Genomic DNA, 20,632 nt, shown 5'->3' with positions numbered 1-20,632 from the left:
CCGCAAGCGGCGGTCAGCGGGCGGTAGGCGGGCGGTCAGCGCCGCCGCCGAGGGTGGGGCGCATGACGACGAATCCGCAGCACACCCCAGCCCTCGCCCACCTCAGCGTCCTGGTCTCCGGCGCGAGTGTCGCCGGACCGGCCCTCGCTCTGAACCTCGCCCGACACGGCGCCCGCGTCACCGTCGTGGAGAAGGCGCCCGCCCTGCGCGGCGGCGGCTTCGCGGTCGACTTCCGCGGCCGCGTCCACCGCCGGGTCCTGACCGAGATGGGCATCTGGGACGAGATCCACGCCCGCCAGACGCACATGGGCCCGCAGAGCGTGGTCGACGCCGACGGCGTCCCGCGCGTGGACCTGCCGGCCGCGATGATGAGCGGCGACGTGGAGATCTTCCGCGACGAGCTGGCGCGGATCATGTACGAACGCACCAGGGACGAGGTCGAGTACGTCTTCGGCGACTCGGTGACCGCGCTGACCGAGACCCCCGGCGGAGTCGACGTCGCCTTCGAGCGGGGCGCGCCGCGCCGCTTCGACCTGGTCGTCGGCGCGGACGGGCTGCACTCGAACACCCGCCGCCTGATCTTCGGCGACGAGTCCCGTCACCTGCGTTTCTTCGACCACTACGTGGCCGGCTTCCCCGTCCCCAACCACCTGGGCCTGGACCGCCGGGGCCTGCTGTACAGCGAGCCCGGCCGCTGCGTCGCCGTCAGCAACTACGACGGCGACCCGGAGCGCGCGGGCGCCCTGCTGGTGTTCCGCTCACGGGAGTTGGCGTACGACCGGCGGGACGTGGCCGCGCAGAAGCGGATCCTGGCCGAGCGGTTCGCGGGCATGGGCTGGGAGACGGAGCGGGTGATGGCCGCGCTGGAGCGGACCGACGAGCTGTACTTCGACGCGATCGCGCAGATCCACCTCGACCGGCTGACGCGGGGCCGGGTGGCGCTGCTCGGCGACGCGGGCCACGGCGCGACCATGGGCGGCATGGGCACCGGCGTGGCGGTCGTCGGCGCGTACGTGCTGGCCGGTGAACTCGCCCTGGCGGGCGGCGATCACCGTACGGCGTTCGCTCGGTACGAGAGCCGGGTGCGGGACTTCGCCAAGGGGTGCCAGAAGATCTCCGGGAACGCCGGCCCGTTCTTCGCCCCGCCGACCGAGCGGCGCATCCGCAGCCGGGACCGGATGTACCGGCTGCTCGGCTCCCGGCCGCTGGCCGGCTTCTTCAGGCGGCTCACGGAGAAGGCGGCCACCGCGATCGAACTGCCCGACTACCCGACCGTCCCGGATCGCCCGGCCGCCCCCGATCACCCGGTCGTCCCGGATCACCAGGCCGCCGTCGGCTACCCCGCCGCCGCCCCCGGCTCCTGCTCCGGGTGAGGGGTGCGGGTGCGGAAGGTCCAGGCGTGGTCCACCGGTCCGATGCCGCCGCCGAGCGCGAAGCCGGCGGCGACGGCCCCGGTGACGTACTCCTTGGCCGCCGTCACCGCCGCCGGCACCGAGCGTCCCTGGGCGAGGTGCGCGGCGATCGCGGAGGCGAGGGTGCAGCCGGTGCCGTGGGTGTGCCGGTTGTCGTGCCGCGGGGCACGCAGCCAGTGCTCCTCCCTCCCGTCGGTGAGCAGGTCGACGGCGTCCCCGGCGAGGTGGCCGCCCTTGATCAGCACCCACCGGGGCCCGAAGGCGAGGACGGCCGCCGCGGCCTCGGGCAGCTGCTCCTCGCGGGTGACGCGCACGCCGGTGAGCTGGGCGACCTCGTCCAGGTTCGGGGTGGCGACGGTCGCCGCGGGCAGCAGCTTCGCGCGCACGGTGTCCAGTGCGGAGGCGGCCAGCAGCGGGTCGCCGTGCTTGGAGACGCCGACCGGGTCCACGACCGCGGGCGCATCCGTGGCGGCGATCAACTCGGCGACCGTCGCGACCAGTTCCGCCGAGGACAGCATGCCGGTCTTGACCGCCTGGACGCCGATGTCGTCCACGACGCTGCGGTACTGGGCCCGCACCGCCTCGACGGGCAGCTCCCAGGCGCCCTGCACGCCGAGCGAGTTCTGCGCGGTCACCGCGGTGAGCACGCTCATGCCGTGCACGCCGAGGGCGAGCATGGTCTTCAGGTCGGCCTGGATCCCGGCGCCGCCGCCGGAGTCGGAGCCGGCGACGGTGAGGACCCGGGGCGGCGCGGGCCGGGAGGCGGGTGCGGGGGCGGACGCGGTGCTCATGACTCGATGTCCCCGAAGTGGTCCCAGCCGCCCTTCTTGGTCCACGGCGCCCCGTCGACCGTGACCTGGGGCAGCGCCGAGAGGTTGAGCACCTCGCCGATCACCTTCCAGCGGGCCGGCAGCTTCACGTCCGGGGGGAAGGTCGCCACGATCGCGTGGTCCTCTCCCCCGGTCAGCACCCATTGGAGCGGGTCGACGCCGACGGCCTGCCCGATGTCGTTCATCTGCGAGGGGACGTCGATGGCACCGGAGCGCACGTCGATGCGGACCTTGCTGGCCTCGGCGATGTGCCCGAGGTCGGCGATGAGCCCGTCGCTGACGTCGCACATGGCGGTCGCGCCGAGTCCGGCCGCCGCGGGGCCGGCGTGGTACGGCGGTTCGGGGCGGCGGTGCGCCTCCACGAAGGCGCGCGGGGAGCGGAAGCCGCGGGAGAGGACGGCGTACCCGGCGGCGGACCAGCCCAGCCAGCCGGTGACGGCGACCAGGTCGCCGGGCCGGGCGCCGGCGCGGGTCACCGGCTCGTGGTTGCGCAGGTCGCCGAGAGCGGTGATGGAGACCATGATGCTGTCGCCGCGCACCACGTCGCCGCCGACCACCGAGGCGCCGGCCACCTGGCACTCGTCGCGCAGGCCGTCCATCAGCTCGGTGGGCCAGGTGACCGGGAGTTCGGCGGGGACGACCAGGCCGAGCAGCAGCGCGGTCGGCACCGCGCCCATGGCGGCGATGTCCGCGAGGTTCTGCGCGGCGGCCTTGCGGCCCACGTCGTACGCCGTCGACCAGTCGCGCCGGAAGTGCCGGCCCTCCAGGAGTATGTCCGTGCTCGCCACCACCCGGCGGTCGGGAGCGGCCACCACCGCGGCGTCGTCACCGGGGCCGACCCGGACCGCCGGGGTGGTGGTGAGACGGGAGGTCAGCTCCCTGATGAGCCCGAACTCACCTAGCTCACCCACAGTGCCCTTCATAGCCCTTACGCCCCTTCTGTCCCTGTACGTTCCCCGGCGTGCGGCCACCCGGTCGGCGCCGCGGCCCCGACGGCCGTCAACTTCAGTCCTACCTGCACCCCGGCGCGCCGGCCACGTTCCGCGAGGGTCTCCCCGCGGCGTACGGCGACGCGATACCGTGGCGTTCCTTTTCCCCACATGATCCTCGTGGCCGCCCTGGAGGTTCCGTGGTACAGGCGTACATCCTGATCCAGACGGAGGTCGGCAAAGCGTCGACCGTCGCCGAGACGATCAGCAGACTCCCCGGAGTGATCCAGGCCGAGGACGTGACCGGACCGTACGACGTCATCGTGCGCGCGCAGGCCGACACCGTCGACGACCTGGGCCGCATGGTGGTGGCGAAGGTCCAGCAGGTGGACGGGATCACCCGTACCCTGACCTGCCCGGTCGTGCATCTGTAGCCCCCGTCTACCCTGGGGCCGGTGAGCTTCTCCCGTCACCGGCCTTTCGGCCTGCCCGTCCTCGCCGTGCTGATCGCCGCCACGGCTTGTTCTTCGAGCGACGACGGCGCCGCCGTGGCGGTTCCCCGTCCGGGCGCGTCGGCCGTGAAGCTGTGCCGGAACCTGGACGGGGCGCTGCCGCCGAAGCTGGCCGGACTGAGCCGCAAGGACCCCCGGCCCGCCTCGGCGCTGACCGCGGGCTGGGGAAGCCCGGTGATCATACTGCGCTGCGGTGTCCCCCGGCCGCCGAAGATGATCGACCCGAAGGTCGCCGAGGGCAGCGACCCGGACGCGGTGGCCGGCGGGGTGAACGGCGTCGACTGGCTGATGGAACGGCGGGGCGACGGCGGGTACCGCTTCACCACCGCCAACCGCAGGGCGTACGTCGAGGTCGAGGTGCCCGAGGGGCAGGACAGCTCCACCGTGCTGGTGGGTCTGGCCCCGGCCGTCAAGAAGGCGATCCCCGAAGGGATCGCCGACTGACGGAGGGCCGGGCGCGCCGGGTCAGCGCAGGCCGGTCGGGCGGTCCAGCGCCGCCTGGATGAGGCGGTCCACCAGCTCCTCGTAGGAGACGCCGGTGGCCTGCCACATCTTCGGGTACATCGAGATGGGCGTGAAGCCGGGCATGGTGTTGATCTCGTTGATGACGAAGCCGCCGTCCTCGGCGAGGAAGAAGTCCGCGCGGACCAGGCCCTCGCAGGAGGCCGCCTCGAACGCCTCCACCGCGAGCCGGCGCACCTCGGCGGTCTGCTCCTCGGTCAGCGGGGCGGGCACGACGCCGGGCGTGGAGTCGATGTACTTCGCGTCGAAGTCGTAGTACGCGTGCTCCTGGGGCGGCGGGATCTCGGCCGGCACGGAGGCGCGCGGTCCGTCCTCGAACTCCAGCACCCCGCACTCGATCTCGCGACCGCGCACCGCGGCCTCCACCAGCACCTTCGGGTCGTGCCTGCGGGCCTCCTCGATCGCCTCGTCGAGGCCGGAGAGGCCGTCCACCTTGGTGATGCCGATGGAGGAGCCCGCGCGGGCGGGCTTCACGAACAGCGGCCAGCCGTGCTCGCCGGCGAAGTCCACGACCTTGGCGCGGGCGGCGGCCCGGTCGCGGTCCCACTCGCGCGGCCGGATCACCACGTACGGGCCGACCCGCAGCCCGAAGGAGGTGAACACCCGCTTCATGTACTCCTTGTCCTGGCCGACGGCCGAGGCGAGCACGCCCGAGCCGACGTAGGGCACGCCGGACAGCTCCAGCAGGCCCTGGAGGGTGCCGTCCTCGCCGTAGGGGCCGTGCAGCACCGGGAAGACCACGTCGACCTCGCCGAGCGCCTTGGGCACCGAACCGGGCTCGCTGTAGACGACTTCGCGGTGGTGCGGGTCGACCGGGAGCACCACGGAGCCCTCGGTGGACTCGGCCAGCTCGTCGACGCTGGGCGTGCGGCGGTCGGTGATCGCCATGCGCTCCGGTTCGTCCGCGGTCAGGGCCCAACGGCCGTCCGTGGTGATGCCGATCGGCAGCACCTCGTACTTGGACCGGTCGATGGCGCGCAGCACCGCTCCGGCGGTGACCACGGAGATCCCGTGTTCGGAGCTGCGGCCGCCGCACACGACGGCCACGCGCGGCTTGCGGGGCGGCTGCTCGGGGCTCTGGGGGATGTTCTCGGTGCTCATATCGCGATGAGAGTACCCGGTGGCAGTGCCCCTGGGCAGCGTTGGCGGGGCGGGGTCGCTCAGCGTCGTTCGGGCTTCGCGCTGCGCGACATCAGCTCCCTGAGGGCGACCACCGGCGGCTTGCCCTCGTGCACGATGCCGACGACCGTCTCCGTGATCGGCATGTCGACGCCGTGCCGGCGGGCCAGGTCGAGCACCGACTCGCAGGACTTGACGCCCTCGGCGGTCTGCCGGGTGACGGCGATGGTCTCCTGAAGGGTCATGCCCTTGCCGAGGTTGGCGCCGAAGGTGTGGTTGCGCGACAGCGGCGAGGAGCAGGTCGCCACCAGGTCGCCGAGGCCGGCCAGGCCGGAGAAGGTGAGCGGGTCGGCGCCGAGCGCCATGCCCAGGCGGGTGGTCTCGGCGAGTCCGCGGGTGATGAGCGAGCCCTTGGCGTTGTCGCCGAGCCCCATGCCGTCCGCGATGCCGACGGCGAGGCCGATCACGTTCTTGACGGCGCCGCCGAGTTCGCAGCCGACGACGTCGGTGTTGGTGTACGGCCGGAAGTACGGCGTGTGGCAGGCGGCCTGGAGCCGCCGGGCGACCGCCTCGTCGGCGCAGGCCACCACGGCGGCGGCCGGCATCCGCGCGGCGATCTCGCGGGCGAGGTTGGGTCCGGTGACCACGGCGACGCGGTCGGCGGGCACCTCGGCGACGTCCTCGATCACTTCGCTCATGCGCATCGCCGAACCCAGCTCGACGCCCTTCATCAGGGAGACCAGGACGGTGTCCGGGGCGAGCAGCGGCAGCCACTTGGCGAGGTTGTCGCGCAGGGTCTGGGAGGGGATGGCGAGGACGGTGAAGTCCGCGTCGCGGGCGGCCTCGGCGGCGTCCGCGGTGGCCCGCACGGCGGCCGGGAGTTCGAGGCCGGGCAGGTAGTCCGGGTTGGCCCGGGTGGAGTTGACCGCCTCGGCCAGTTCGGGGCGGCGGGCCCACAGGGTGACGTCGCAGCCGGCGTCGGCGAGGACCACGGCGAAGGCGGTGCCCCACGATCCGGTGCCGAAGACGGCCGCCTTGACCGGTGCGCTCACGTGCCCTGCCCCTCTTCCCGTACGGCTTCGCGCGCGGCCGGCTCCTTGGGCGCGACGGCGGCGGTCCGGCCCTGGACCCGCGCCTGGGCGTGCTGCTGCGCCTGCGCCTGTGCCTGCGCCTGGGTCCGGCGGCGCTGCTCGATGCGCTCGCGGCGCGGGTCGTAGGGCACGGCGGGCGCCTTCTCGCCGCGGACCTGCTCCAGCAGGGCGGTGATGGCCGCCATGATGACCTCGGTCGCCTCCTTGAGGACGTCCGGCGTCATCTCCTTGTCGTAGAAGCGCGACAGGTCCACCGGCGGGCCGGCCAGCACCTGGTGCGTCTTGCGGGGCAGCAGGTTCGGCTTCTTGGCGTAGGGCGGCAGGAGTTCGTTGGCGCCCCACTGGGCGACCGGGACGACCGGGCACTTGGTCTGCAGGGCGACCCGCGCGGCGCCCGTCTTGCCGGTCATCGGCCAGCCGTCCGGGTCGCGGGTGAGGGTGCCCTCGGGGTAGAAGGCGACGCACTCGCCGCGCTGGACGGCGTCGATGGCGGCGCGGAAGGCGCTCAGCGCGTCCGTGCTCTCGCGGTAGACGGGGATCTGTCCGGTGCCGCGCATGGCGGCGCCCACCAGGCCCTTCCGGAAAAGCCCGCTCTTCGCGAGGAATCGCGGGACGCGCCCGGTGTTGTACTGGAAATGGGCATAGGCGAAGGGGTCGATGTGGGAATTGTGATTCACCACGGTGATGAATCCGCCGTCGGCCGGAATGTTCTCCATTCCGCGCCAGTCCCGCTTGATCAGAACCACCAGCGGTGGTTTGCAGATCACCGCTGCGAAGCGGTACCAGAAGCCGATTCTGCGGCGGGGCACGCGGACACCTTCCTCTAGGTCTGCCCCCGGGGTCGGGAGCCGCACAAGTGTCGCCCCAGGCCGCCGGTCTGTCGAGAACACCGTACGCCCCGCTCCGCGCGCCCTCGGCTGGGCCGGGGAGAATGTCCGCGACGAAGAGAGGGACGAACGCCCGTGCAGTGGACCTTGGTGATCCCCCTGAAGCCCCTTGCGCGGGCCAAGAGCAGGCTGGCGGACACCGCCGGGGACGGGGTGCGGCCCGCTCTCGCCCTCGCCTTCGCGCAGGACACCGTGGCGGCGGCGCTGGCCTGTGCGGCGGTCGCGGATGTGGCGGTCGTCACGGACGACGCGCTGGCCGGGCGGGAGCTGGCGGCGCTGGGCGCGCGGATCGTGCCGGACGCGCCGGGCGCCGGTCTGAACGCCGCGCTCGCGCACGGCGCCGCCGCCGTCCGGGCGGTAGGGCCCGCGGGTCCCGTGGCGGCACTCAACGCCGATCTTCCGGCGCTGCGGCCGGGGGAATTGGCCCGTGTTCTGGCGGCGGCGGCCGCATTCCCGCGCGCTTTTCTCGCGGACGCCGCGGGGGTGGGCACCACTTTGCTGACGGCGGCGCCGGAGCGGGAATTGCGGCCGGCGTTCGGCGGCGCCTCCCGGTTGCGCCACCGCGCCTCGGGCGCGGTGGAACTGGACCTGGACGCGGTGGACTCGGTACGCCAGGACGTCGACACCGGCGCCGATCTGCGCGCCGCGCTGGCCCTGGGCGCCGGCCCCCGCACGACGGCGGCCGCGTCCCACCTGCTGATCCCGGACCCGTGAGACCCACGCGCCCGCCGGGGGCCGCCCGCCGAAGACCGGCGGCGGCGCACGGCCGGGCGCCCGGGACCCGGTCGCGGAGCCGCGCGGGCCGCCGCCGGGGGCAGTAGGCTGCGGTCATGCAGGCGACCGCATACACGTACGACCCCGAAAGCCGCAGCGGGCAGGTGCTGCTGGACGACGGCACACCGGTGCCGTTCGACGCCGCCGCGTTCGACGCGGGCGGGCTGCGGCTGCTGCGGCCGGGGCAGCGGGTGCGCGTCGAGACGGCGGCGGACGGCGGCGCGGGCGCCGGGCCGCGGATCACCCTGGTGACGCTGCAGACCTTCTGACCGCCGCTGAGCAGGCCGAACGCACCGCGGGCCGGGCTCCCTCGGGAGTCCGGCCCGGCGCATGAGGACCGCGGTGCGCCTACTTGCCGCGGGCGGTGGTCTTCTTCGCGGCGGTCTTGCGGGCGGTCGACTTCTTGGCCGGGGCCTTCTTCGCCGTCGCCTTCTTCGCCGGGGCCTTCTTGGCGGCGGTCTTCGCGGCGCTCGTCGCCGTCGTCTTCTTCGCGGCCGGCGCGGCCTTCTTGGCCGCCGCCGTCGTCGTCGTCTTCTTGGCGGTGGTCTTCTTCGCCGCGGCCGCCGTCGTCTTCTTCGCGGCCGACTTCTTCGCCGCCGCCGCGGTCGTCTTCTTCGCGGCGGCCTTCTTGCCGGCCGCCTTGGCGATGGTGGGGGGCGGGCCGGACAGGCTGCCCTTGGGCGCCTTCTTCACCGCGATGTCGTTCTTCGGGAGCTTCTTCGAGCCGCTCACCAGGTCCTTGAACCCCTGGCCGGCCCGGAAGCGGGGAACGGAGGTCTTCTTGACCCGCACCCGCTCACCCGTCTGCGGGTTGCGGGCGTAGCGGGCCGGGCGGTCGACCTTCTCGAAGGAGCCGAAGCCGGTGACCGAGACCCGGTCTCCCGCGACGACCGCTCGGACGATGGCGTCCAGTACCGCGTCGACGGCGTCGGCGGCCTGCTGCCGGCCGCCCATCTTGTCGGCAATCGCTTCCACGAGCTGCGCCTTGTTCACGTCTTCCCCTTCGGAGACCTCGCCAGAACGAAGATGTTCAAGCTTTTTCGCACGTTAGGCAGATATATACCGCAAATCAAACACGAAACGGGCTAATCACCCTTGTGCCGCAACAGACTCGACGGTCTCGGGCTGTTCAGGCTTACTCGCCGGGGATTCGTCCCTCGTCGAGCTCCGCCGTGAACCGCTCCAGACGCCTTGCCGCCCCGGCGAGATCGTGCTTGGCCGCAGCCGTAATGACCAGCAGCTTCCGGGTCAGCGCCATCCGTACGCCCTCCGGGACTTGCAGTGCGCGCACCCGCGAGTGCGCTTCCTTCAACTGGGCCGCGACCACCGCGTAGAGCTGGAGTTGGCCGTCGCTGTCCATGCACAGATTGTGCCATCTGGGGCGAGTTGTCGCCTGCGCAGGGGGCAACTGCCGCCTCGGACAGCCGTCCGGGCGACGCCGTCGACCGGCACCCGGGACCTTGTGTACCCGGGCAACAACCGCTCTAACCTGGGCAGTTGTCCGCTCGCCCGGCGGCCGGCCGACCGGGCCGGCCCCGAGAACGGCTGTACCCCCGATCGTGGCGATCGGGGGTACAGCGGCGTTTCGCGGTGGCCGAAACTCGACTTGTCACGGAGCCGGAGCACCGCTCCGGCTCAGCGGTCCGTCACCGGCCGGGGCGGTGGATCACACCGGGGACACGTGTGATCACCGGGGCTCACACCTGGCTCACACCTGGAGCGTGCGCGGCTTGAAGGACGGGCGCTTCGCCTCGTACGCGGCGATGTCCTCCTCGTTCTGGAGCGTGAGGGAGATGTCGTCCAGACCGTTCAGCAGCCGCCAGCGGGAGTTCTCGTCCAGCTCGAAGGAGGCGGTGATGCCCTCGGCGCGCACCTCGCGCCCGACCAGGTCGACGGTGATCTCGGCGGCCGGGTCGTTCTCGGTGAGCTCCTGGAGCGCTTCCACGATCTTCTGGTCCAGGACCACCGTGAGCAGGCCGTTCTTCAGCGAGTTGCCGCGGAAGATGTCGGCGAAACGGGCGGAGATCACGGTCTTGAAGCCGTAGTTCTGCAGCGCCCAGACCGCGTGCTCGCGGGAGGAGCCGGTGCCGAAGTCGGGTCCGGCCACCAGGACCGTGGCGCCCTGCCGCTCGGGGCGGTTGAGCACGAACTCGGGGTCCTTGCGCCAGGCCTCGAACAGCCCGTCCTCGAACCCGTCGCGGGTGACCTTCTTGAGCCAGTGGGCGGGGATGATCTGGTCGGTGTCGACGTTGCTGCGGCGCAGCGGGACGGCCCGGCCGGTGTGGGTGGTGAAGGCTTCCATGATCTCTCAGACTCCAGCGGGCGTGGGGGCGTCGGCGTCGGACAGGTCGGCCGGGGAGGCCAGGTGGCCGAGGACCGCGGTGGCGGCGGCGACCTGCGGCGACACCAGGTGGGTGCGGCCGCCCTTGCCCTGCCTACCCTCGAAGTTGCGGTTGGAGGTGGAGGCGGAGCGCTCGCCGGGGGCCAGCTGGTCGGGGTTCATGCCCAGGCACATGGAGCAGCCCGCGTGCCGCCATTCGGCGCCGGACTCCTTGAAGACCACGTCCAGGCCCTCGGAGACCGCCTGGAGGCCGACCCGCGCGGAGCCGGGGACGACCAGCATCCGCACGCCGTCGGCGACTTTGCGGCCCCGCACGATGTCGGCGGCGGCGCGCAGGTCCTCGATGCGGCCGTTGGTGCACGAACCTACGAAGACGGTGTCCACCCGGATGGAGCGCAGCGGCTGACCGGCGTCCAACCCCATGTACTGCAGGGCCTTTTCGGCGGCCAGGCGCTCCGAAGCGTCTTCGTACGAGGCCGGGTCGGGGACGGCGGCCGAAAGCGGCGCGCCCTGGCCCGGGTTGGTGCCCCAGGTGACGAACGGGGACAGCTCGGCGGCGTCGATGACGACCTCGGCGTCGAACTCGGCGTCGTCGTCGGTGCGCAGCGTCCGCCAGTACGCGACGGCGGCGTCCCAGTCCTCGCCCTCGGGGGCGTGCGGGCGGCCCTGGAGGTAGGCGAAGGTGGTCTCGTCGGGGGCGATCATGCCCGCGCGGGCGCCGGCCTCGATCGACATGTTGCAGATGGTCATCCGCGCCTCCATCGAGAGCTTCTCGATGGCGGAGCCGCGGTACTCCAGGACGTAGCCCTGGCCGCCGCCGGTGCCGATCCGGGCGATGATCGCCAGGATCAGGTCCTTGGCGGTGACGCCCTCGGGCAGTTCGCCGTCGACCGTGATCGCCATGGTCTTCGGGCGGGCCATCGGCAGCGTCTGGGTGGCCAGCACGTGCTCCACCTGGGAGGTGCCGATGCCGAACGCCAGCGCGCCGAAGGCGCCGTGCGTGGAGGTGTGCGAGTCGCCGCAGACGACGGTGGTGCCGGGCTGGGTCAGGCCCAGCTGGGGTCCGACCACGTGCACGACGCCCTGCTCGACGTCGCCCAGCGGGTGCAGCCGCACGCCGAAGTCCGCGCAGTTCTTGCGCAGCGTCTCCAGCTGGGCGCGGGAGACCGGGTCCGCGATGGGCTTGTCGATGTCGAGGGTCGGGGTGTTGTGGTCCTCGGTGGCGATGGTCAGGTCGAGCCGGCGCACACCGCGCCCGCTCTTGCGGAGGCCGTCGAAGGCCTGGGGGCTGGTCACCTCGTGCAGCAGGTGCAGATCGATGAAGAGGAGGTCGGGCTCGCCCTCGGCGCGCCGGACGACGTGGTCGTCCCAGACCTTCTCCGCGAGTGTCCTACCCATCGCTTTCCCTCCGGCCGGTCGCACCAGTGCGTCCGGCCCAACTAGAGATCTTGGGGAAGCGGCGCCGCGCCCCCCTACGGGCAACCGCCTCCGGGCCCGCCGGTCCACGAGCCGCTGTGACTACCAGGGTGGCGTGTTCCATGGAAAATTGAACTTGCGTTTCACAGAGTGAGACGCGAGTATCGTTTCATGGACAACAGTAGCGGCGTCGGCGTCCTGGACAAGGCAGCCCTTGTCCTGAGCGCCCTGGAGTCCGGTCCGGCCACCCTCGCGGGTCTGGTCGCGGCCACCGGACTCGCACGACCCACGGCCCACCGGCTGGCCGTGGCCCTGGAACACCACCGCATGGTGGCACGCGACATGCAGGGCCGGTTCATTCTCGGCCCGCGGCTCGCGGAACTGGCCGCGGCCGCCGGCGAGGACCGTCTCCTCGCCACCGCCGGCCCGGTGCTCACCCACCTCAGGGACGTCACCGGCGAGAGCGCGCAGCTCTACCGCCGCCAGGGCGACATGCGCATCTGCGTCGCCGCCGCCGAGCGCCTGTCCGGCCTGCGGGACACCGTCCCGGTCGGCTCCACCCTCACCATGAAGGCGGGCTCCTCCGCGCAGGTCCTGATGGCCTGGGAGGAGCCGGAGCGTCTGCACCGCGGCCTCCAGGGCGCCCGCTTCACGGCGACCGCCCTGTCCGGGGTGCGGCGGCGCGGCTGGGCGCAGTCGATCGGCGAGCGCGAGCCGGGCGTCGCCTCGGTCTCCGCGCCCGTGCGCGGCCCCTCCAACCGCGTGGTGGCCGCCGTCTCGGTCTCCGGACCCATCGAGCGCCTCACCCGCCACCCCGGCCGGATGCACGCCCAGGCGGTCATCGACGCCGCCGGCCGCCTCTCCGAGGCGCTGCGCCGCTCCTGACCCGCTCCCCCGCCGGACGGCGGCCCCGACGCCGCGGCCCCGTCCCCGCCGGAACCGCACGACGACCCCCGCACCGCACCACGCCCCGCCCGGCGACACCGGGCGACGACACCCGCACGACGAACACCAGGCGGCCCCGAGTCCCCCCATCCGGACTCGGGGCCGCCTCGTCAGCTCCGGGACGCCGCAGGGCGCGGACGCCAGGTGAACGCCACGAGCGCCGAGTACGACGAGGAGCATCTGCGCCGGCTGCGGCTGGTGCGGGCGATGATCCAGGTGGGCGAGGTGCCGGTGGCCACGGTGCGCGAGGTGCTCGGGCACGTGGACGACGACGGTCTGGGCCGGACGATCCGGCTGGGCGCGGCGCTGTGGGCGCTGCCGCAGGTGCCGGAGCCGGACCAGGACGACGAGCACGTCCGGGCCGCGCGGCAGGAGGTCGCGGCGCCGCTCGACCGGCTCGGCCGGCGCAACTCCGAGCAGCTCACGACCCTCTCCCCCGCCTACCGTTCGCTGGTGGTCGCGGTGGCCGCGTTCCGCCGGCTCGGCTACGACTGGGGGGCCGAACTGCTCGCGCCGTACGCCGAGTTGATGCACCGGACGGCGGTCCTGGACCTGGACAACATGGAGCGGTACCCGTCGCAGGCGGAGCGGGTCGAGTTCGCGGTGCTGGGGGCGATCCTCGACGAGCCGGTGCTGCGGGCGCTGCACCGGCCGGCCCAGGAGGAGGAGTCGGCGCGGCGGTACGGCTTCGAGTGAGCCGGTGAGCCGGGCACGGAAACGCCGATGGGCCCCGCCGAAGCAGGGCCCATCGGATCTTGACGTACCCCCGACCGGATTCGAACCGGCGCTACCGCCTTGAGAGGGCGGCGTGCTAGGCCGCTACACAACGGGGGCCTGGGCCTGCGGGCGTCCAGTACTGCACCGCCGCAGGTCCGAGCTGGTCTACCTGGACTCGAACCAAGACTAACTGAACCAGAATCAGTCGTGCTGCCAATTACACCATAGACCAATGATGGTTTAGACCAGTCGTACCCCCGACCGGATTCGAACCGGCGCTACCGCCTTGAGAGGGCGGCGTGCTAGGCCGCTACACAACGGGGGCCCTAGCGATCCTGCGTCAAGGACAGGGGGAGCTACCCTGTCTGTCCTCGCGGGAAGGATCTGTACCCCCGACCGGATTCGAACCGGCGCTACTGCCTTGAGAGGGCAGCGTGCTAGGCCGCTACACAACGGGGGCTCGCGGATGTGATCCGCGGTTGCAGATTGAAGCATCTGCGAGCTGGCCTACCTGGACTCGAACCAAGACTAACTGAACCAGAATCAGTCGTGCTGCCAATTACACCATAGGCCACTGGAACGCAAGCCCCTGCGGGGTTCTCGTTCTAGTACTGCGCTTCGGGTTTCCGGCCTTTCGGCCCGTTCCCCGCGGCGCAGGAAGAACATTACCTGAAGGTGGACGGGGCTCCAAAACGACTGTCCGTGCCGAGCGTCGCGGGCAGTTCGGCGAGGGAGGAGATCCGCCGCGGACCGCCCTCGGCGTCACCCAGGGTGTACACCCCGCCACGGTCGATCCAGACCGACAGCAGCCCCGCGGCGGCGGCGCCCCGGCCGTCGATCTCGGGGTGGTCGCCGACGTACGCGACCTGGCGCGGGGCGAGTTCCAGCGCCTCGCAGGCCGCGTGGAACGCTTCGGGGGCCGGCTTGGACACACCCAGCTCCGCCGCGCACAGCACGGCCTCGAAGCGGTCGCGCACGCCGAGGACGCGCAGCTTGTGCTCCTGGACCTGGAGGTTGGAGTTGGACAGCACGGCGTGCCGGTGGCTGGCGGCGAGGGCGTCCAGCACGGGCAGCACGTCCGGGAAGAGCGCCCAGGCCGCCTCGTAGTGGCGCAGGTAACGCCCGAACCACGCCTCCGCCTCGGCGTCGGACAGCTCCGGCCGGCCGAGGAAGACCCGCACCCGGTCGCGCCGCTGCTGCTCGAAGGTCGCCTCCCCCGCCGCGAACCGCGCCCACTGCTCGTCGGTGATCCGCCGCCAGTGCGCGAGGGCCCGCTCCGCGTCGCCGTACCGCTCCAGCAGCCGTTCGGCCAGCAGGTGCGCCCGCATCCCGGTGCGGTCGGCCGTGGTGTAGTCGAAGAGGGTGTCGTCGACGTCCCACAGGACGGCTCGGACCTCCGACAGGACGGGCTCGGTGGTCATGTCTACGACGGTACCGCCGTGTCGGGCCCCGGCGGGAGGCGGCGCCCGGACAGCGCGAAGGGGCGGCTCCCGGCGACCGGGAACCGCCCCTTCCGGACGCGCGGGCGTCAGGCCGCGAGCCTGGCCAGCGCCGCGTCGATGCGGGACAGCGTCTTCTCCTCGCCCAGGACCTCAAGGGACTCGAAGAGGGGCAGGCCGACCGTGCGGCCGGTGACGGCGACGCGGACCGGGGCCTGGGCCTTGCCGAGCTTGAGGCCGTGCGCCTCGCCGGCGGCCAGGACGGCCTCCTTCAGCGACTCGGCCGAGGTCCAGTCGGCCGCCGCCAGCTTCTCCCGGGCGGTGCGCAGCAGGGCGTCCGAGCCCTCCTTCATCGCCTTCGTCCAGCTGGCCTCGTCGAAGACGGGCTCGGGCAGGAAGAGGAAGGCGACGTTGTCGGTGATCTCGGAGAGGACCTTCAGGCGGGTCTGGGCGTGCGGGGCGATCGCCGCCCACTTGGCCTCGTCGAAGTCCTCGGCGGCCCACGGCGCGAAGGGGGCCCGCAGCCAGGGCGCGCAGCGCTCGGTGAAGTCCTTCACGTCGAGCATGCGGATGTGGTCGGCGTTGATCGCCTCGCACTTCTTCAGGTCGAAGCGGGCCGGGTTGGGGTTGACGTCGGCGATGTCGAAGGCCGCGACCATCTCCTCGACCGAGAAGATGTCCTGGTCGGCCGAGAGCGACCAGCCGAGCAGGGAGAGGTAGTTGAGCAGGCCCTCGGGCAGGAAGCCGCGCTCGCGGTAGAGGTTCAGCGAGGACTGCGGGTCGCGCTTGGAGAGCTTCTTGTTGCCCTCGCCCATGACGTACGGCAGGTGGCCGAAGGCGGGGATCTCCTTGGCGACGCCCAGCTCGATCAGCGCCTTGTACAGGGCGATCTGGCGCGGGGTGGAGGAGAGCAGGTCCTCGCCGCGCAGGATGTGGGTGATCTCCATCAGCGCGTCGTCGACCGGGTTGACGAGCGTGTAGAGGGGGGCGCCGTTGGCGCGGACGATGCCGTAGTCCGGGACGTTCTCCGGCAGGTAGCTGATCTCGCCGCGGACGAGGTCGGTGAAGGTGATCGTCTCGTCGGGCATCCGGAAGCGGACGATGGGGCTGCGGCCCGCGGCCCGGTACTCCTCGGCCTGTACGTCGCTCAGCTCGCGGCAGTGGCCGTCGTAGCCGGAGGGCTTGCCGGCGGCGCGGGCGGCCTCGCGGCGGGCGTCCAGCTCGTCCTGGGAGCAGTAGCAGTGGTAGGCGTGGCCGGCGTCCAGCAGCTTCCGCGCGACGTCGCGGTAGACGTCCATGCGCTGCGACTGGCGGTAGGGCGCGTGCGGGCCGCCGACCTCGGGGCCCTCGTCCCAGTCGAAGCCCAGCCAGCGCATCGCGTCCAGCAGCTGCTCGTACGACTCCTCGGAGTCGCGGGCCGCGTCGGTGTCCTCGATGCGGAAGACGAGGGCGCCCTGGTGGTGACGGGCGAACGCCCAGTTGAACAGGGCGGTGCGGACCAGCCCCACGTGCGGGTTGCCGGTGGGCGAGGGACAGAAACGGACGCGGACGGTGGATGCTGGTGCGCTAGCCACGCTTGACAACCTTGTTGGTGAGAGTGCCGATGCCTTCGATGGTGACGGCGACTTCGTCGCCGACGTTCAGGGGGCCGACCCCCGCCGGGGTGCCCGTGAGGATCACGTCGCCGGGGAGCAGCGTCATGGCCTCGGAGATGTTGACGATCAGATCCTCGATGGAGTGGATCATCTCGCTGGTGCGGCCCAGCTGCCGCTGCTCGCCGTTGACGGTGAGCTGGACGGTCAGGTCGGACGCGGCGGCGAGGTCGAGGCCGGTCTCCACCCAGGGGCCCAGCGGGCAGGAGGAGTCGAAGCCCTTCGCCCGGGCCCACTGCTTCTCGCGGCGCTGGACGTCGCGGGCGGTGACGTCGTTGGCGCAGGTGTAGCCGAAGACCACGTCCTTGACGCGGTCGCGCGGGACCTCGCGGCACATGCGGCCGATGACGACGGCCAGCTCGGCCTCGTGGTGCAGTTCCTCGGAGAAGGAGGGGTACTGGATGGGGTCGCCGGGGCCGATCACCGAGGTGGACGGCTTGAAGAAGGCGAACGGCGCGTCGGGCACCTCGTTGCCGAGTTCGCGGGCGTGCTCGGCGTAGTTGCGGCCGAAGGCGACGACCTTGTTGGGGAGCACCGGCGGCAGCAGCCGCACCTTGCTCAGCGGGACCTTGGTGCCGGAGAGCTCGAAGTCCGCGAACGGGATGCCCTTGATGATGTCGAGGACGAGCTCGTCCGGCTGGTCGCCCTCGACCGCGCCGAAGGCGACGTTCCCGTCGATGGAGAACCTGGCGATGCGCACGGGTTGCTTGGCCCCTTGACTGAGCTGGCTGGAGTCTGACGCTCCAGGCTAACGCGGCACGGGCCCCGTCTCTCGCGCATCGCGCCGCCGGGACGGCGGGTCACGGCCGCACGGGGGCGTCCGCCGCGGGCGCGGCGGAGGGGCGGGCACGGCGGAGGGACGCCCCCTGGAATTCGCCGTCGGGGGCGCCCCTGGGTCTCCGGATGCGCGTCGGCGCGTGCGGCGCGCGGCGGATTGAGCACGCGGCGGGCCGGGCGCGTACTGCTCCGTGCGGGAGGCGGCGGTCTAGTCCGCGACGGAGGCTGCGGTCTACTCGGCGACGGAAGCGGCGACCGGGGCCTCCATCAGGATGGTGCGCCGGGGATTGGCGGTCTGGGTCGGGAGGGTGACGGAGTGCTCCGGCAGTTCCGGGATCTGCAGCGCTTCGGCGTCCTGGAGGTGCGCGAGCGTGGTGCGCCGGGGGTTGGCTATGTTGCGGAACATCATCGTCGTCTTCACGGCTGTTGGAGACCTTGTCGTCTACGGGCGCCGCGGGGCCTCGGAAGCCCCGCTCGGGCACCGGTTGTCGGTTTTGCCATCGCTGTAAAGCGTCAGGCTAAACATGCGATTCCCGGCCGAGGCCGTGAAGAGACCGTGATCTCCATGTGAGTTTCCTCACGACACCGTCGACAATTCGGACAATTGCCGGACGCCTCGCGCCGCACCAAAACGGACATTCATCACCTGAAGCAGCCATTCCGCTCCCGATCATGGCGACTGGGACACCTGCGGTCGCTCACCGGGTCGTAGCCATATGTCCGCATTGCGGGAGATCACTTTCCACCACCGGTAACTCGCCACTCACGCCGTGTCACAGAGGTCACAGCATGGCCCACATGCCTTGTTGGAGATCCTGCACTGTGCTGGAATGCCACGGACCGCCGCAGGATCGAGCCGGCGCGCAGGGGGCGCAACGCAGCGCCGAGTGGCGGCGAGACAGGGGGAGCCAGCGCCGGTCACTCACGACCACCCGGGGAACGTATTCAGGACGCTCCCCACGACGCCGACACCGTCTTCCCGCTCATCCGGGAGGGCGCCTGGTCCAGAGGTTGCGACGCTAGTGCAGGGACGTTTCAAGAGGGATGGCAGCGCTTCGGCGGAGCCGGAGCCGCACGGCGGGACAGGCCCCACGGCCGTCAGCTCCTCGCCCCAGCACGCCCAGAACCCGGGTCCGGCCTCGTCCGGCGACAGCAAGGAACGCGGCGGCGCGGCCGGTACGACTCCCCCGTCGGGCCCCGGCGCGCCCGCCAAGCCGGCCAAGTCGGCCAAGAACTCGGCCCCCACCGGCCCCGGCTCGCGCGTGGCCCTGCGCAACTGGCGCATCTCCACCCGTCTGGTGTCGCTGCTCGCCCTCCCCGTGGTGGCGGCCACCACGCTCGGCGGCCTGCGCATCAACCAGAACCTGGACGACATCCAGCAGCTCGACAACATGAAGCTGCTGACGGACATGACCAAGCAGGCCACCGAGCTGGCCGCCGCGCTCCAGGAGGAGCGCGACCAGTCCGCCGGTCCGCTCTCCCACCCCTCCAGCGCGAGCGCCATCACCGTCAAGGGCTTCCGGGACAAGACGGACCGCGCCAAGACGAACTTCCTCACCGCCTCCGAGGAGATCGACAGCGCCAGCAAGGACGGCAGCCTCCTGGGTGTCCGCGACACCCTGGTGGGCCTGGCCAGCGAGCTGAACGGCCTGGCCAAGATCCGCAAGAACGCCTACGAGTCCACGGACAACTCCTCCCAGACCGTCGAGGCGTACCACCACCTCATCACCGAGCTGCTCGGCCTCTCCCAGGACATGGCCGAGGCGACCAGCAACCCGGAGATGATCCAGCGCACCCGCGCGCTGGCCGCGTTCTCCTCCGCCAAGGAGTACGCCTCCGTACAGCGCGCCGTCATCGCGGCGGCGCTGCCGGCCAACAACACCTCCCGGGGCCGGCTCTCCGACAACGACCGCCTGTACGCGCAGTCGGCGCTGGACAGCCAGACCTCCGAGATCAACAGCTTCCGGAACATCTACGGCACGGGAGCCGAGGACCTCCTCAAGCCGGTCGAGGAAGGCAACCCGACCATCCAGTCGGCCGACCAGTACGCCAAGCGCGCGCTGGACAGCTCGCAGGGCCTGGCTTCTCAGCTGAACAAGCGCTCCTACCGCGACTGGGTGGACGACAGCTCGACCAAAATCGAGCAGATGCGGAAGATCGAGCACACCCTGCTGGAGAACATGGAGCAGAAGGCGCGCGAGCTGCGCAGCTCCACCGAGCAGGACGCCATCATCTCCGGTGTGCTGATCCTGCTGGTGCTCGGTGTGTCGCTGGTCGGCGCGTTCGTCGTGGCGCGGTCCATGATCCGCTCGCTGCGCCGCCTCCAGGACACCGCGACCCGGGTCGCCCAGGACCGGCTGCCCGAGCTGGTCAAGCAGCTGTCGGAGTCCGACCCGCAGGACGTGGACACCACCGTGGAGTCGGTCGGTGTGCACTCGCGCGACGAGATCGGCCAGGTGGCCGCGGCCTTCGACGAGGTGCACCGCGAGGCGGTCCGGCTCGCCGCCGAGCAGGCCCTGCTGCGGGGCAACGTCAACGCGATGTTCACCAACCTCTCGCGCCGCTCCCAGGGCCTGATCCAGCGTCAGCTGTCGCTGATCTCCGAGCTGGAGTCCCGCGAGGCCGACCCGGACCAGCTGTCCTCGCTGTTCAAGCTCGACCACCTCGCCACCCGCATGCGCCGTAACGGCGAGAACCTCCTCGTCCTCGCGGGCGAGGAGCCCGGCCGCCGGTGGACCCGTCCGGTCCCGCTGGTCGACGTCCTGCGCGCCGCGGCCTCCGAGGTGGAGCAGTACGAGCGCATCGAGCTGGCGTCCGTGCCGACCACCGAGGTCGCCGGCCGGGTCGTCAACGACCTCGTGCACCTGCTCGCCGAGCTGCTGGAGAACGCCACCTCGTTCTCCTCGCCGCAGACCAAGGTCAAGGTCACCGGTCACGCGCTGCCCGACGGGCGGGTGCTGATCGAGATCCACGACACCGGCATCGGCCTCTCCCCCGAGGACCTCGCCGCGATCAACGAGCGGCTCGCCTCGCCGCCCACCGTGGACGTCTCCGTCTCCCGCCGCATGGGTCTGTTCGTGGTCGGCCGGCTCTCCCAGCGGCACGGCATCCGCATCCAGCTGCGCCCGTCCGACTCGGGCGGTACGACGGCCCTCGTCATGCTGCCGGTCGACGTCGCCCAGGGCGGCAAGAAGCCGGCTCCCGGCAAGCCCGGCATTCCCTCCGCGGGCGGTCCGGCGGCCGCCGCCGCTGCCGCCGACGCGACGTTC

General features: G+C 72.0%; 20 protein-coding genes, 5 tRNA genes and 1 pseudogene. 8 read left to right on the top strand and 18 right to left on the bottom strand.

What is annotated here, in order from left to right; all coding sequences use genetic code 11:
* The first annotated feature begins 62 nt into the window (after nt 1-62).
* Complete coding sequence (locus ABEB07_RS25270) at nt 63-1,373, top strand: FAD-dependent monooxygenase (protein ID WP_345670433.1); 1,311 nt, start codon at nt 63-65, stop codon at nt 1,371-1,373.
* On the opposite strand, the gene thiD is transcribed toward ABEB07_RS25270, so the two are convergent.
* Both thiD and ABEB07_RS25260 read right to left on the bottom strand, forming a co-directional pair.
* Entirely contained in the window at nt 1,337-2,203 is an 867-nt protein-coding gene (thiD, locus tag ABEB07_RS25265; protein ID WP_176150650.1) for a bifunctional hydroxymethylpyrimidine kinase/phosphomethylpyrimidine kinase, read from the bottom strand. The two genes, ABEB07_RS25270 and thiD, sit on opposite strands and share 37 nt — an antisense overlap.
* Nucleotides 2,200-3,165 (bottom strand): thiamine-phosphate kinase, encoded by a 966-nt coding sequence (locus ABEB07_RS25260; RefSeq protein ID WP_164585580.1) that lies wholly within the window; start codon nt 3,163-3,165, stop codon nt 2,200-2,202. The genes thiD and ABEB07_RS25260 overlap by 4 nt, the downstream gene beginning before the upstream one ends.
* Nucleotides 3,166-3,371: 206 nt before the next feature.
* On the opposite strand from ABEB07_RS25260, the gene ABEB07_RS25255 reads away from it, so the two are divergent.
* Nucleotides 3,372-3,605: an Lrp/AsnC family transcriptional regulator gene (locus ABEB07_RS25255; RefSeq protein ID WP_009190833.1), complete on the top strand. Its 234-nt coding sequence runs from the start codon at nt 3,372-3,374 to the stop codon at nt 3,603-3,605.
* A gap of 21 nt (nt 3,606-3,626) precedes the next feature.
* The gene (locus ABEB07_RS25250) at nt 3,627-4,127 is read left to right on the top strand and encodes a DUF3515 domain-containing protein (RefSeq protein ID WP_345670429.1); all 501 of its coding nucleotides are present in this window, start codon (nt 3,627-3,629) and stop codon (nt 4,125-4,127) included.
* Between the two features lie 21 nt (nt 4,128-4,148).
* On the opposite strand, the gene ABEB07_RS25245 is transcribed toward ABEB07_RS25250, so the two are convergent.
* The 3 genes from ABEB07_RS25245 to ABEB07_RS25235 are packed head-to-tail and all read right to left on the bottom strand — an operon-like array spanning nt 4,149 to nt 7,224.
* Complete coding sequence (locus ABEB07_RS25245; RefSeq protein ID WP_345670428.1) at nt 4,149-5,306, bottom strand: D-alanine--D-alanine ligase family protein; 1,158 nt, start codon at nt 5,304-5,306, stop codon at nt 4,149-4,151.
* A gap of 59 nt (nt 5,307-5,365) precedes the next feature.
* Nucleotides 5,366-6,376, bottom strand: a complete 1,011-nt coding sequence (locus ABEB07_RS25240) for an NAD(P)H-dependent glycerol-3-phosphate dehydrogenase (protein WP_345670427.1) — start codon at nt 6,374-6,376, stop codon at nt 5,366-5,368.
* The gene (locus ABEB07_RS25235) at nt 6,373-7,224 is read right to left on the bottom strand and encodes a lysophospholipid acyltransferase family protein (RefSeq protein ID WP_345670426.1); all 852 of its coding nucleotides are present in this window, start codon (nt 7,222-7,224) and stop codon (nt 6,373-6,375) included. Before ABEB07_RS25235 ends, ABEB07_RS25240 begins: the two co-directional genes overlap by 4 nt.
* Before the next feature lie 153 nt (nt 7,225-7,377).
* Here ABEB07_RS25235 and cofC point away from each other — a divergent pair, with 153 nt between their 5' ends.
* Nucleotides 7,378-8,016, top strand: a complete 639-nt coding sequence (gene cofC / locus ABEB07_RS25230; protein WP_345670425.1) for a 2-phospho-L-lactate guanylyltransferase — start codon at nt 7,378-7,380, stop codon at nt 8,014-8,016.
* Between the two features lie 116 nt (nt 8,017-8,132).
* Nucleotides 8,133-8,345, top strand: coding sequence for a hypothetical protein (locus ABEB07_RS25225; RefSeq protein ID WP_176150644.1), 213 nt, complete (start codon nt 8,133-8,135; stop codon nt 8,343-8,345).
* Nucleotides 8,346-8,424: 79 nt separating this feature from the next.
* Here ABEB07_RS25225 and ABEB07_RS25220 read toward each other — a convergent pair whose 3' ends face one another.
* From ABEB07_RS25220 to leuC, 4 genes are all read right to left on the bottom strand, one after another.
* Complete coding sequence (locus ABEB07_RS25220) at nt 8,425-9,069, bottom strand: HU family DNA-binding protein (RefSeq protein ID WP_345670424.1); 645 nt, start codon at nt 9,067-9,069, stop codon at nt 8,425-8,427.
* Nucleotides 9,070-9,211: 142 nt separating this feature from the next.
* A complete protein-coding gene (locus ABEB07_RS25215) occupies nt 9,212-9,436 on the bottom strand; it encodes an SCO5555 family protein (protein WP_164583353.1) in 225 nt (74 codons plus the stop codon).
* 348 nt (nt 9,437-9,784) lie between these two features.
* Nucleotides 9,785-10,378: a 3-isopropylmalate dehydratase small subunit gene (gene leuD, locus ABEB07_RS25210; RefSeq protein WP_345670422.1), complete on the bottom strand. Its 594-nt coding sequence runs from the start codon at nt 10,376-10,378 to the stop codon at nt 9,785-9,787.
* Between the two features lie 6 nt (nt 10,379-10,384).
* Complete coding sequence (gene leuC, locus ABEB07_RS25205; RefSeq protein ID WP_345670421.1) at nt 10,385-11,815, bottom strand: 3-isopropylmalate dehydratase large subunit; 1,431 nt, start codon at nt 11,813-11,815, stop codon at nt 10,385-10,387.
* A gap of 189 nt (nt 11,816-12,004) precedes the next feature.
* On the opposite strand from leuC, the gene ndgR reads away from it, so the two are divergent.
* Nucleotides 12,005-12,718: an IclR family transcriptional regulator NdgR gene (ndgR, locus tag ABEB07_RS25200; protein WP_164583350.1), complete on the top strand. Its 714-nt coding sequence runs from the start codon at nt 12,005-12,007 to the stop codon at nt 12,716-12,718.
* Between the two features lie 195 nt (nt 12,719-12,913).
* A pseudogene (locus tag ABEB07_RS25195) lies at nt 12,914-13,474 on the top strand (MerR family transcriptional regulator); the annotation flags it as partial.
* Between the two features lie 65 nt (nt 13,475-13,539).
* Here the strand turns inward: ABEB07_RS25195 and ABEB07_RS25190 are convergent.
* The 9 genes from ABEB07_RS25190 to ABEB07_RS25150 all read right to left on the bottom strand — a co-directional run bounded on the left by ABEB07_RS25190 (nt 13,540) and on the right by ABEB07_RS25150 (nt 17,784).
* A tRNA-Glu gene (locus tag ABEB07_RS25190) sits at nt 13,540-13,612 on the bottom strand.
* 43 nt (nt 13,613-13,655) lie between these two features.
* Nucleotides 13,656-13,727: transfer RNA gene (locus tag ABEB07_RS25185), tRNA-Gln, on the bottom strand.
* Between the two features lie 20 nt (nt 13,728-13,747).
* A tRNA-Glu gene (locus ABEB07_RS25180) sits at nt 13,748-13,820 on the bottom strand.
* A gap of 62 nt (nt 13,821-13,882) precedes the next feature.
* Nucleotides 13,883-13,955: transfer RNA gene (locus tag ABEB07_RS25175), tRNA-Glu, on the bottom strand.
* 42 nt (nt 13,956-13,997) lie between these two features.
* Nucleotides 13,998-14,069 (bottom strand) — tRNA-Gln (locus tag ABEB07_RS25170).
* A gap of 91 nt (nt 14,070-14,160) precedes the next feature.
* Nucleotides 14,161-14,916: an HAD family hydrolase gene (locus ABEB07_RS25165; protein WP_345670420.1), complete on the bottom strand. Its 756-nt coding sequence runs from the start codon at nt 14,914-14,916 to the stop codon at nt 14,161-14,163.
* Between the two features lie 107 nt (nt 14,917-15,023).
* Nucleotides 15,024-16,508, bottom strand: a complete 1,485-nt coding sequence (gltX, locus tag ABEB07_RS25160) for a glutamate--tRNA ligase (RefSeq protein WP_345670419.1) — start codon at nt 16,506-16,508, stop codon at nt 15,024-15,026.
* On the bottom strand, nt 16,501-17,286 hold the full coding sequence (locus tag ABEB07_RS25155; RefSeq protein ID WP_176150638.1) for a fumarylacetoacetate hydrolase family protein: 786 nt from the start codon (nt 17,284-17,286) through the stop codon (nt 16,501-16,503). The genes gltX and ABEB07_RS25155 overlap by 8 nt, the downstream gene beginning before the upstream one ends.
* Nucleotides 17,287-17,595: 309 nt before the next feature.
* A complete protein-coding gene (locus tag ABEB07_RS25150; RefSeq protein WP_164582295.1) occupies nt 17,596-17,784 on the bottom strand; it encodes a hypothetical protein in 189 nt (62 codons plus the stop codon).
* Nucleotides 17,785-18,385: 601 nt separating this feature from the next.
* On the opposite strand from ABEB07_RS25150, the gene ABEB07_RS25145 reads away from it, so the two are divergent.
* The coding region (locus ABEB07_RS25145) for a sensor histidine kinase (RefSeq protein WP_345670417.1) at nt 18,386-20,632 on the top strand (2,247 nt) is incomplete at its 3' end.

Origin of the sequence: Streptomyces similanensis, assembly GCF_039543625.1 — a bacterium.
Classification (GTDB): Bacteria; Actinomycetota; Actinomycetes; order Streptomycetales; family Streptomycetaceae; genus Streptomyces; species Streptomyces similanensis.
This window is presented reverse-complemented; position numbering and strand designations above follow the sequence as displayed.

Excerpts from the sequence above, each read along its gene's own strand:
- ABEB07_RS25270 (WP_345670433.1), top strand. The coding sequence starts at position 63 with ATGACGACGAATCCGCAGCACACCCCAGCCCTCGCCCACCTCAGCGTC.
- thiD (WP_176150650.1), bottom strand. The coding sequence starts at position 2,203 with ATGAGCACCGCGTCCGCCCCCGCACCCGCCTCCCGGCCCGCGCCGCCC.
- ABEB07_RS25260 (WP_164585580.1), bottom strand. The coding sequence starts at position 3,165 with ATGAAGGGCACTGTGGGTGAGCTAGGTGAGTTCGGGCTCATCAGGGAG.
- ABEB07_RS25245 (WP_345670428.1), bottom strand. The coding sequence starts at position 5,306 with ATGAGCACCGAGAACATCCCCCAGAGCCCCGAGCAGCCGCCCCGCAAG.
- ABEB07_RS25225 (WP_176150644.1), top strand. The coding sequence starts at position 8,133 with ATGCAGGCGACCGCATACACGTACGACCCCGAAAGCCGCAGCGGGCAG.
- ABEB07_RS25215 (WP_164583353.1), bottom strand. The coding sequence starts at position 9,436 with ATGGACAGCGACGGCCAACTCCAGCTCTACGCGGTGGTCGCGGCCCAG.
- leuD (WP_345670422.1), bottom strand. The coding sequence starts at position 10,378 with ATGGAAGCCTTCACCACCCACACCGGCCGGGCCGTCCCGCTGCGCCGC.
- leuC (WP_345670421.1), bottom strand. The coding sequence starts at position 11,815 with ATGGGTAGGACACTCGCGGAGAAGGTCTGGGACGACCACGTCGTCCGG.
- ndgR (WP_164583350.1), top strand. The coding sequence starts at position 12,005 with ATGGACAACAGTAGCGGCGTCGGCGTCCTGGACAAGGCAGCCCTTGTC.
- ABEB07_RS25165 (WP_345670420.1), bottom strand. The coding sequence starts at position 14,916 with ATGACCACCGAGCCCGTCCTGTCGGAGGTCCGAGCCGTCCTGTGGGAC.